The sequence below is a fragment of the Ruegeria sp. YTSA072 genome (assembly GCF_059610285.1).
This window is the reverse complement of sequence record NZ_JBXWNI010000010.1, coordinates 142,986-152,373: the sequence shown is the minus strand read 5'-3', so window position 1 is coordinate 152,373 and position 9,388 is coordinate 142,986. Positions and strand designations below refer to the sequence as shown.

The 9,388-nt window shown below is 52.7% G+C and carries 7 protein-coding genes and 1 pseudogene; 4 read left to right on the top strand and 4 right to left on the bottom strand.

Annotated elements, in window-relative coordinates:
* Window positions 1-612: 612 nt before the first annotated feature.
* Window positions 613-1,318 (bottom strand): annotated as a pseudogene (locus tag AC2FIB_RS16770) (IS6 family transposase).
* 302 nt (window positions 1,319-1,620) lie between these two features.
* On the opposite strand from AC2FIB_RS16770, the gene AC2FIB_RS16765 reads away from it, so the two are divergent.
* Both AC2FIB_RS16765 and AC2FIB_RS16760 read left to right on the top strand, forming a co-directional pair.
* A complete protein-coding gene (locus AC2FIB_RS16765) occupies window positions 1,621-1,998 on the top strand; it encodes a nuclear transport factor 2 family protein (RefSeq protein ID WP_282121556.1) in 378 nt (125 codons plus the stop codon).
* A gap of 88 nt (window positions 1,999-2,086) precedes the next feature.
* A complete protein-coding gene (locus tag AC2FIB_RS16760) occupies window positions 2,087-2,932 on the top strand; it encodes a universal stress protein (RefSeq protein WP_496842428.1) in 846 nt (281 codons plus the stop codon).
* Window positions 2,933-3,008: 76 nt separating this feature from the next.
* Here the strand turns inward: AC2FIB_RS16760 and AC2FIB_RS16755 are convergent, their stop codons facing one another.
* The gene (locus AC2FIB_RS16755) at window positions 3,009-3,572 is read right to left on the bottom strand and encodes a flavodoxin domain-containing protein (RefSeq protein WP_496737822.1); all 564 of its coding nucleotides are present in this window, start codon (window positions 3,570-3,572) and stop codon (window positions 3,009-3,011) included.
* Between the two features lie 336 nt (window positions 3,573-3,908).
* Window positions 3,909-5,213: a ferredoxin reductase family protein gene (locus AC2FIB_RS16750; RefSeq protein WP_496737823.1), complete on the bottom strand. Its 1,305-nt coding sequence runs from the start codon at window positions 5,211-5,213 to the stop codon at window positions 3,909-3,911.
* A gap of 360 nt (window positions 5,214-5,573) precedes the next feature.
* On the opposite strand from AC2FIB_RS16750, the gene AC2FIB_RS16745 reads away from it, so the two are divergent.
* Together AC2FIB_RS16745 and AC2FIB_RS16740 are read left to right on the top strand one after the other, a co-directional pair.
* Window positions 5,574-5,993 carry an Hsp20/alpha crystallin family protein gene (locus AC2FIB_RS16745; RefSeq protein ID WP_282121560.1) on the top strand — a complete coding sequence of 140 codons (420 nt, stop codon included), beginning with the start codon at window positions 5,574-5,576 and terminating at the stop codon, window positions 5,991-5,993.
* Between the two features lie 220 nt (window positions 5,994-6,213).
* Entirely contained in the window at window positions 6,214-7,806 is a 1,593-nt protein-coding gene (locus tag AC2FIB_RS16740) for a trypsin-like peptidase domain-containing protein (RefSeq protein WP_496842427.1), read from the top strand.
* Here the strand turns inward: AC2FIB_RS16740 and AC2FIB_RS16735 are convergent, their stop codons facing one another.
* Window positions 7,807-9,363: an MFS transporter gene (locus tag AC2FIB_RS16735; RefSeq protein ID WP_496737825.1), complete on the bottom strand. Its 1,557-nt coding sequence runs from the start codon at window positions 9,361-9,363 to the stop codon at window positions 7,807-7,809.
* Window positions 9,364-9,388 lie beyond the last annotated feature (25 nt).

Here is a 9,388-nt window from a genome sequence, read left to right as displayed (position 1 = left end):
AGATCAAAAGCATATCCAGCTAGTTCCCAATAGCGGTTGCTCCAAAAGGTCTCGGCAAAGACTCGCAATGATCGTTCGTAAAACTTTTCAAATTCCGCTTTCTGCGCATTCCTGTCGTTGGGGCATCGTGCAGCATCGGTCAATTTGGGCTCAGCGCAGACATTCGCTGCAGTTAGCCCTAACGGCAGCTTCGCGCTTCATCGCAGACGTTCGAGGTCGAAGATTTGATATTCAACCCCAGGTCGCTGGAAAGCGCCCTCGCGTGGTGTCAGAACCGCATGCGATCTTCCCTTCTTGGTCGTTCGGGTCGATAGTTGCCTTGGCGCCGGCCGGTGTAAGGATCTGTATCGAGATATGTCCCTTGGCTACGACGCATGTATTCGGCGAACTGGGTCAGCGCATCCACCTGATCATCTTTAAGTGCATCCGGAAACCCCAGCAGTTCCCTACGGAACTCATCAAACCAGGGCTTGTCCGTAGGGATGACTAACTTGCCAGATTTAATCCAGTCGGTCCGTGGGATGAAGCGGTCCAGTTTGCTCGTGACCACGTTGACGGGGGTGCTGTCAGACGAATTCTAACCAGTCTCAGTTTGCCGCGGAAACCGCGAACCTATCCGGAACAAAGTTGGCGCCACTCGGCGAGAGCGGCGGCGCGGGTCAGCTTGAAGGTGTCTCGGCTTGCTAGCGATCTTTCCAGGTTGAAGTGGTTGTAGACAGAGGAGTGGACGGCGGCGAACTTCTGCAAACTTCGCATGCGCCTGAAACGCTGCATCGCGCGTTCGCGTCGTCGAAACGGCAGGTGCGAGTTCTCGACGCGGTTGTTGAGCCACCCGCCCGTCTGTTGTTTTTCAAGCGCGCCCAGTTCTCTGAGCGCGGCTCTGTATGAGGCAAAGCGATCCGTGACGATGGTTTCCGCTTTGCCGTGTCGCTTCATCAATTTCCTGAGGAATTTCAATGCCGCTTGCTTGTTTCGACGTTTGGTAACGATTGCTTCCAGCACTTCGCCCTCATGATCGACGGCCCGCCAGAGGTAGTGTCTCTTGCCATTCACCTTCACGAAAACCTCGTCCACATGCCACTTCCATTTAGAGAATGCGCAGCTGCTGAATACGCTTCCGTCTGATCTCAGCAGCAAACATAGGGCCAAACCTGTTCCACCAATATCGGACAGTTTCGTGGCTCACGTCGATGCCTCGCTCGTGCAACAAGTCTTCGACATTCCGAAGCGAGAGCGAGAAACGGATATACAGCATCACTGCAAGGCGAATGATCTCGGGGCTAGTTTTGAAATACTTGAAAGAGGCAGGTCTGGTCATCGTCAAAAGCTACGCGACCGCCCTACCCCGCTCAATCAAAGTTCTTCTGACAAGACCCTCCTCCGTCTCCAATCACTTCAACCAGGGGCGATCCCTTCCCAGCCGAGACACCTTCAAGTTGTCACGGCACCGCCGCTCTTGCCGAGTGGCGCGAACTTGGCGCGTTACAAGCGACATCTCTGTTGGCCTAGCTGAGACTTGTTCGAACCGGCCTCCCAGTATCCATCGATATGCTTATTGATCCTTGTCAAGATTGGCGCGGGCAAGAAGTGGTACTGTCAATGGTAATTCAGGGGGGGCTCATGGAAGAGTTGATTGAAATCGGAAGATCATTCGTCCAGGCCATGCGTGAGCGCAGGGGCCTTGCAAGTGTTGATGAAATGTATGCCGAAAACGCACAGTCGATAGAGGCAGTCGTGCCTCCGGTTCGACAATTCCGCGTTTCAAAGGGGCGAGAAGCCATCAAGGGAAAAAGAGAGGATTGGTTGGCATCGCATGAAATCCAAGAACTAGAAGTGGATGGCCCCTACGTCCACCCACCCAACCGCTTTGGAGTCCGCTTCAGAGCCGAAGTCGTTCAGAAGGCCACGGGTGAGCGTATGACCCTGCGCGAGATCGCGGTGTATTCGGTGGCGGAAGGCAAGATTGTGCTGGAAGAGTTTTTCATGCTGCCGAAGTAAGAAGAGCGAATAACAACATCGGCTATTTGCTGGTTCAATCAATGCGCACGGCTTTCGGGCGAAGTGAAATTCCGGGCGGAGGTCGGGAATGCAACACAGAACAGTGGCATATTATGTAGGAGTTGATGCTGACGACGCGTCGATTTTGGAATGCGCTGAAACTGCCCATATCCAGAACGACCACTTGAATTGCGTATTGATCGCGGCCTTACCTAACCTGCCTTACCTGAAGTATGGATCAAACAGGTTCGTTGAGGCGGGTCTGCCCTCAAACTGGTTGGACGTTCTTCACGTGAAAAATGCCGCCCTGAAGTCTCGCGCCATTGAAGTTGAAACGCTTCTTGCTGGGCAGGGCGTATCTGCAAATGTAACTGGCTTCATGGGACTTGGAGCAGAGATACAGAAACTTGTAGCAGAACAAGCCAAATGCTCTGATATTGCTTTTCTAGACGCTGATTTGCGAAAAGACCCCGATTTATTTCACAAGATCACGTGCGGAGTATTGTTTCATTCGCCGGTTGCTCTGATGATAAATGGAGATCCGTTTGCCCAACGCGACAGCGTTTTTTTGGCATGGAATGACAGCTTGCCTGCGTCCAGGGCGACGCATTTAGCTTTACCCATTTTTCTGGCGGCCAAGGAAGTTGTAATTGGATGTTTTGATTTGCCGTCGCCTGAGGACGTAGAAGGTAGTGTGCATGGAACTGACCTAGCTGAATGGCTCGGCCATCACGGTTGCAACGTGACCGTGTCGCAGCTCCAGTGCGGGGGAAATTCAGTTGCACATTGCATTCAAGAACGAGCAAGAGAAGCGGGGGCCGATCTCATTGTTATGGGCGCTTATGGGCATTCCCATTTGCGGGAGTCAGTTTTTGGGGGCACGACGCAAGCAATGTTGGAGCAGACAAGTTTACCAGTGCTATTCGGACACTGATGAAGTGAGCCGATAACTGTGACTTTCTGGGAGTCATAGCAATCAAAGTTCATCGGTAAATAATTGAGAGACTTTTTTAAGAGTTTGCTTGAGGTTGAAGCGTGTTTGCCTGCCCGTTTTCGCCAAGGAACTCTATCACAATTAACGTGAGTTCATCCCAGTCAGTAAACTCCCTTGCCCCTTCTCGTGGATCGATTTTTCGACCGAGCAAGACGACGTGCTGAAGAATCTCCCTCTCAAAATACCCGTAGTTTTCGGGCCTCACTGCGCCTGCGATCAAAGCCGTCGCATTTGGTTCAAAACCTGTTCGAAGAAGCATTTCGTCAAGATAGTCGCGTGCTTCTTCTCGACCTGACGCGAAAGCAGCTTTTAGACCGACGGAAAGCACGAGGGACTTTCGCTTCATTAAGGCATCTCTATTTGAAGCGACAAATGCTTCGAATGACTTGGGGTGCTTACGCTCGTGGACAGGGGCCAGGAGAATAACCTTGACCACATCGTCAAGTGAAACGTGGCTGTGCATTTCATCGGTATTGATCAGCTTTGCGTCGAAACCGGCATTCTTCGCGAGATCGGTGATGAAGCGCGCAATCTTTGCTGTTTGGCCTTCGACCGTGGTGAAGCCGATGAGTAAGGTCATTCCGATCCTCCCAAAAATCTGTCTGAATAGATTGCTTATTATGAATAAGTGACGTGCGTTGCCCTTGATCTCTATCAAAGGCGTTTCATAGGGGCATATCTGGATCGTTGCGGTATGCTCTTGCTGTCCACGCGGAGCATGTTTTTAAGGAAGTTCGTGACGGCATCCATCTCCAAGAAAACCTGCCTTTTCGGCCGGCAGCCTTGAAGCTAGCCAACCCTTGGCGGTCTAGCTTTCTACCTTAAGCAAAAGGCCAAGACAGCGACGAAGATTGAAATACTGATCAACCACACTGCGAGTTTCACTTGTTGGCGTGCGGGCAGGTTTCTGAGCAGTCTAATCATAGTCAAACCTTTCAGACAAAATCCGGTGTGACGCGGTGCCCCGCTCAATCAGATGATCTTCGACGGTGTCCATCATGGCAGGGGGGCCGCAGAGAACAAAAAGCCAGCTTTCAAATTGATCAGAAGACAAATTGCGGTCCAACAGATGACCGTCGATCAAGCCTGTCTCTCCGGACCAATCCTCTGGCGGCTCGGATAGAACAAATACTGTTTCTTCTTTGGACAACTCCTGGCGAAAAGCAATCTGCTCCTCCACCCGGTTGCCATAGATAAGCTTGAGATCGTACTGTGTTCCACTCAACCGTACCTGACGCACAATGCTCAACATGGGCGCGATCCCGACACCACCTGCGATCAGAACAATGCCTTTCTCAGTTCGGTGGCTGATCGACAGATTTCCGTGCGGGGCATCCAGATAGGCCGTGGTTTGCGGAGCGATCTGTCCGAGGCCGCATGTGAAATCCCCAAGTTCCTTTATCACGAATGAAACTTCGGGGCCTTCGGCTGGTGCCGAACTAATCGAGAATGGGTTCTCATGCAGCGAAAAAACACTGTTGCCGACGTTTAGCCAAGCAAATTGCCCTGCTTCGAAGTTTAGTCCGTTGTGACCATCTGGCACGACGCGCAACTCCCATTGCTTCGGTGTTAGTCGAGACACAGACGTGACGCGCCACGGTCTTTTCCTCTGACGTAAAGGGCGAACGAGATAGACATACAGCAAAGTTCCAACTGCAATACTGGTTAGGGCAAGCCAGAGATAGGTTAGTAGCGGATGCCCACCGTAGCGCCCAGCATAGACCGTGTGATGCAAAAGCAGGCATGCGATCACCAAGGCTCCCAGCCCGTGTAAGAGGCGCCATGTTTCGTATTTGTAATCAAGGGATTTGCGGGCAATTGCCGAGACGACCAGAATGAACAGTAAAAAATATGCGCCGATACCCGATAACAGCGCAGAAATGTCAGTTGAAATCGTAAGTTGGTTTGTTTTATCCCACGGGCGGCTTCCGCCAGAAGGCGTACCCTGATACAGAAGCGGGTGTATCAGCGTTAAGCCCAGTGCTGTACGCGCCATCAACTGATGCACCCGCATGGTCACATCCATACCTAAGCCGGAAGAGATGAACCTGAACCGCCCGGACAGCAGGAACTCGACTAAGATTATTGAAAACGCAAGCATCCCAAGCCCAGACGCGAGCTCTTGATGAAATGATCGCGGTGGCCATCCCAAAGACCAAGAAAAACCTAAGGGAGCCAAGATCAGCAAAACGTAAATCAACGCCAGATAAGGCCATTTCATACGGTTTTGCTCCGCTGTGTTAAAGGTGGGCAATTCGGGCTCATTTAGAATAAACGCTAAGCTGACCTGGGGTTCCGATCAAGACTACTAAGGTTGGTAACTCCAGCACGACGTGGCAAGTTTGTTGGACAACGGTTCCCGTTTCTGTTCGTTCAGCCGCTGCGTTCGGTCTGGCTGATGCTGAGGTTGCATGCTTGAGCAAGATCAAGGTCCTTGACCGCTTTTCCTGTCATAATGTTGCGCGCGTGAAATCAGACCAAAGGAGGAGGCTCAAAAATGCTAGAAGACAAAAAGTCCCCGCAACTTTTCACTGGAACGCATCCGCTCTCCGACAACTTTCGGCGTGAAATGGAAACTCTGATGTCGCGTTTTTTCGGGGGAGGACCACCTTTCCTACCAATGGAAACGGCTGCGCAACGCACGGGTTTTCCGTCTCTTGACATGACAGGTGCGATTTCACCGGCAATCGATGTCCAAGAAACGGATTCTGCGATTGCCTTGACGGCTGAATTGCCAGGGCTCGAAGAGGATGATGTGGAAATTGAAATCAAGGATCGCAGGCTAATCCTGCGCGGTCAGAAGAAGATTGCGCATGATGAAACGGGCGATCTGCGTGTCAGCGAAAGAAGCTATGGCAGTTTTTCCAGAGCCATGTCGCTGCCAGACACTGTGGAAATCGACAAGATTTCCGCAACATTCGACAAAGGCGTTCTACATATCGAAATGCCGAAGACTGAGCCTCAGGATCCAAGCCGTAAGATCAAGGTATCGTCGAAATAGACGGTCTGTTGGCTCGATACGGGGCTTGAAAATGCCAAAGCAGAGGGCCGATCATGGATCGGCCTTCTTTGAGCTGCGGCCTGATAGATGTTTTTTGATTGAATCCGGGCGGACATCGCAAGTGTTTGTATAAATGCGTTTTATGTACATTCGCACCAAGCCATGGGTTTGGTGTTGCAGCGTGGTAGAATGCCCTCACGCGTTTTGAAAGGGGGTCATAATGCGAAATCCAGAAGCGAGTAGCATTACATCCTCCGGGAATGGTGGTGAAGGTGAGGTGCGGGCATTTCTGGAGAGCCTGACAGGTCCATCGCGCGGAAACGTGAACTGGCTTGTCGATAAAACCCTAACTGTTTCAGTTGACGATGAAAGGGTGCTAAGCCTTCGTCCTAGGGATGACCTGCCTCCCCATGATAACGATATTGCCACCCTACAATGGGCTGACGAAGGTTACACGGTAACCGCGTCAGCAGGGCTCAATGTATGGGTAAACGGGCAAAATGCTTCATCAGTGTCTTTGAGGCACGGCGACATGATCGAGTTCGGCGAAAAGGGCCCTATGTCTCGATACAGGTTGTGCGATCACTCATTTCCCGCACACCACACAGTCGAAGATATTCTCAGTGACGCATATGCTTACACCCGAACGAGCCGTCGACCTTTCGCCAAAAAGATGTCCGGTGCCTTGCGCGATAGTGGGCGGCGGCTTGCGTCTCAGACCACGATACTTTTCAGGATCACTGTACTTGCAACGCTTCTTGTGATCGCGGGGTTTGGTTACCTACTTTACCAAAACGACCGGCGCTTGGCGGATAGTATCGAACAGGAGTCCCGCAAGATCGAAGCGGTTGCGGTTATGCTCGCTCAAACGCGAGAAGATGCACTTACGCCTGATGACTTGGTTTCGCTGCGTGACGCCTTTGAGAACCAGGTCTTGTCGACCGAACAACGTCTTGGAACTTTGGAACAACGGGCGGGGGCACCCACGCGGGTGATAGCTGCCTCCACTCGATCTGTCGCTTTCCTTCAGGGGGCTTACGGGCTGCGCCACGTAGAAAGCGGGAAGATTTTGCGGCACGTTTTGGGACCGAACGGAGAAAACCTGAAATCCCCGTTTGGCCAGCCTTGGATCGAACCGGACGGGACCGGCGAACCCGCAGAATTTCAGTTCACCGGAACCGGGTTTTTGATTGCTGGGGCACCGTTGATGGCCACCAACCGCCATGTCGCTTTGCCCTGGACCTCGGGGAAACGAGAAAAAGCGCTGAACGACGCTGGTCTCAAGCCTGAAATGTTGAGGCTGCTGGCCTATTTGCCTGATCAGGCGGAACCAATAGAGGCGCGTTTGGTCCGGTTCAGCGAAGCGGCAGACTTGGCGATTTTGGCAGTAGAGCCTAGCCGCGTTCACGACCTCGGCATTCCGTTGGCGGATGCCACGTCGCGCGTAGGTGAAGAGCTTTATCTGTTGGGGTATCCAACGGGTTTGAAAGCATTGATCGCGCAGGCTGGTCCGGGCTTTTTAGAGGAACTGGAAGCAGAAGGGACGTTGAATTTTTGGTCGATAGCGTCCCGACTTTCAGCACAAAGCAAGATACACCCGCTAGCAAGCCGGGGGATAGTTGCGCGGACAAGCGGGAGCGCTATAGTTTATGACGCCGAGACCACGACCGGTGGGAGTGGAGGGCCAGCATTGAATCGGCGAGGCGAGGTCGTTGCCGTAAATGCTGCGATCCTGCCCGAGTTTGGCGGTTCAAACATCGGCGTCCCGGTCTCACATCTCAGAGCTCTGCTAGGAGAGGTCAAAAGCCAGTGATCATTCGCTCGTTCGGAAGCGCGAGTTTTGAACAAAGATCACTGTGGCCAGTGGAACAATCATCGAGATCACGGCCACGGAGATCAGCAAGTACCCAAGTTGGCTGTAGTCTGCGGTAGACGTGACTTCACCGGTCTCTGGATTTGTGACGGCGCGAGTGACGACGTATGTTTGGTTGAGGTATTTGGTGCTAAGGCTGCTGGCCGACAAAGCCATGTTTGTGAACGATGCCATCACCGCGAAGAAGGTCGCTTTCAACTGAACAGGGGCATTGCGTGCGATCCAAGCCAACATCGGGACCATGGCGATCTGTCCAAGCGGCGACTCAACAGCTGTATCAAGAATGGCAATGAACCTTGCGTCGACAACTCCGCCGGTATGCGCCGCCGTCCATTCGTGCACACCGTAGTAGAGGGCAAGGTTAGGCAGGGCGAGAACGCCCGCCGCAATCGTTAGCAACACCACCACATTCGCAATCGAGCGGGTGGCCATAAATGGTCGAAGGACGATTAACCCGAGCAGGGCCAGCATCGAAGTTAACAAAGCCAGAATTGCCAGGAATTGCTCATCGAACCCCAGTTCATCGATTTCAAACCAAGTCAGGCCTGGTCCCGGCAGAGGAACGGCACGAAATACAAAAATGACTGTCGCTGTCCCGATCAAGGCTTTGGCTTGGGCTGGTTCCAACTCCTTCAGCAGACGCGACATGAGGTAAAGGATCACCGTCAGGGAAACCGCAAAAACGGTCTCTTGCGCGAATTCGAAATCTGCGGTTCCCAGCACGATGCTGAGCACAACGAATGCAAGGCCGCCGAGCAATATGGACCATTTGACTTCGGTGGCTTCATCCGGCGTATGTGGCGGGTGGCCGCACTTAATAAGCTGACGCTGGATAAAGCTGTGAAGAACGACTCCACTAACGGACAACACCGGGATGGTCAGAGCTATCAGATATACCTGGCCATAAAGCGCAAGGCGTTCGGATTCTTGCAGTTCTTCGGTTCCAGAGAATATCCAGATGTTTACAGCCGCAACCGCCGCAAACCCGGAAATGATCGAAACTCTGCCCAAGGTCTGCATCGTTGTGTGCTGTGCACGAGTTTCTTCCGGCAAAAATGGTGCGCCGCTCTGGTCAACCTTTGGCACCGCCTCAACCGTCATGGCGTCGGCAACAACGTCCTGAACTGCATAGCCCGAAGGCGCCAAGAGCAAGGCAACAACATACCAGTCTTCCAGCGGCATGAAACTGGACATCAGCGCAGGTGCGGTCACGAGCCCGTACATGGCGAGCAAAGACAACGTGATCAAGGACGCGCCGAACAAGATCAGCAGGGACTTCCAGCGCCAAAACAGGTCCACGACATGACCAAGCGGCATTTTGAGTATCCACGGGATACCAGCCCAAAATGCTAGCCCTGCAACGAAAGAGGCGGATAAATCGAGGTAGTCTTTTAGGAAAAAAGCACCGACGACCGAGGTCAGGCCGGACACGCCGGCCGCAAAATAGACCATCAATGGCGGCAGATAGGACCATTGCAGCTGCTGAACCAGATCCACAAACGTTCTATGCCACCAGGCTGAA

Bases quoted from the DNA above. Each gene is read 5' to 3' on its own strand.
- AC2FIB_RS16765 (WP_282121556.1), top strand. From the start codon at position 1,621: ATGGAAGAGTTGATTGAAATCGGAAGATCATTCGTCCAGGCCATGCGT.
- AC2FIB_RS16760 (WP_496842428.1), top strand. From the start codon at position 2,087: ATGCAACACAGAACAGTGGCATATTATGTAGGAGTTGATGCTGACGAC.
- AC2FIB_RS16755 (WP_496737822.1), bottom strand. From the start codon at position 3,572: ATGACCTTACTCATCGGCTTCACCACGGTCGAAGGCCAAACAGCAAAG.
- AC2FIB_RS16750 (WP_496737823.1), bottom strand. From the start codon at position 5,213: ATGAAATGGCCTTATCTGGCGTTGATTTACGTTTTGCTGATCTTGGCT.
- AC2FIB_RS16745 (WP_282121560.1), top strand. From the start codon at position 5,574: ATGTCGCGTTTTTTCGGGGGAGGACCACCTTTCCTACCAATGGAAACG.
- AC2FIB_RS16740 (WP_496842427.1), top strand. From the start codon at position 6,214: ATGCGAAATCCAGAAGCGAGTAGCATTACATCCTCCGGGAATGGTGGT.